At 54.1% G+C, this 1258-nt stretch carries 1 rRNA gene; it reads left to right on the forward strand.

The annotated features are described in order from the left end of the window. Nucleotides 1–1258: ribosomal RNA gene (locus N4T77_RS20075) — 23S ribosomal RNA — on the forward strand; the annotation flags it as partial.

The raw sequence follows: 1258 nt of genomic DNA on the forward strand, positions 1-1258 counted from the left end.
TTGGCGCCCGTACCGCAAACCGACACAGGTAGGTGAGGAGAGAATCCTAAGACCAGCGGAAGAATTGTTGTCAAGGAACTCGGCAAATTGACTCCGTAACTTCGGGAGAAGGAGTGCCTGCGCAAGCAGGTCGCAGAGAATAGGCCCAAGCAACTGTTTAGCAAAAACACAGGTCTCTGCTAAAGCGAAAGCTGATGTATAGGGGCTGACGCCTGCCCGGTGCTGGAAGGTTAAGGGGAACACTTAGCGCAAGCGAAGGTGTGAACTTAAGCCCCAGTAAACGGCGGCCGTAACTATAACGGTCCTAAGGTAGCGAAATTCCTTGTCGGGTAAGTTCCGACCCGCACGAATGGCGTAATGACTTGGGCACTGTCTCGACAACAAATCCGGCGAAATTGTATTGCGAGTGAAGATGCTCGCTACCCGCGATTGGACGGAAAGACCCCGTAGAGCTTTACTGCAGCTTAGCATTGAGTTTCGGTATTGTCTGTACAGGATAGGTGGGAGACTGAGAAGCAAGGGCGTCAGCCTTTGTGGAGTCAACCTTGGGATACCACCCTGACAGTACTGGAATTCTAACCGGCGGCCATGAATCTGGTCACGGGACATTGTTAGGCGGGCAGTTTGACTGGGGCGGTCGCCTCCTAAAAAGTAACGGAGGCGCCCAAAGGTTCCCTCAGAACGGTTGGAAATCGTTCGAAGAGTGCAAAGGCAGAAGGGAGCCTGACTGCGACACAAACAAGTGGAGCAGGGACGAAAGTCGGGCTTAGTGATCCGGTGGTACCTCGTGGGAGGGCCATCGCTCAACGGATAAAAGCTACCTCGGGGATAACAGGCTGATCTCCCCCAAGAGTCCACATCGACGGGGAGGTTTGGCACCTCGATGTCGGCTCGTCGCATCCTGGGGCTGAAGTAGGTCCCAAGGGTTGGGCTGTTCGCCCATTAAAGCGGCACGCGAGCTGGGTTCAGAACGTCGTGAGACAGTTCGGTCCCTATCCGTCGCGGGCGTAGGAAATTTGAGAGGAGCTGTCCTTAGTACGAGAGGACCGGGATGGACTGACCTCTGGTGCACCAGTTGTTCCGCCAGGAGCACAGCTGGGTAGCTATGTCGGGAAGGGATAAACGCTGAAAGCATCTAAGCGTGAAGCCCACCTCAAGATAAGATTTCCCATGGCGTAAGCCAGTAAGACCCCTTGAAGAACACAAGGTTGATAGGTCAGAGGTGTAAGCATGGTAACATGTTCAGCTGACTGATACT

The organism is Clostridium sp. CX1, from assembly GCF_025398335.1.
In the GTDB taxonomy this organism is placed as follows: domain Bacteria; phylum Bacillota; class Clostridia; order Clostridiales; family Clostridiaceae; genus Clostridium_AM; species Clostridium_AM tanneri.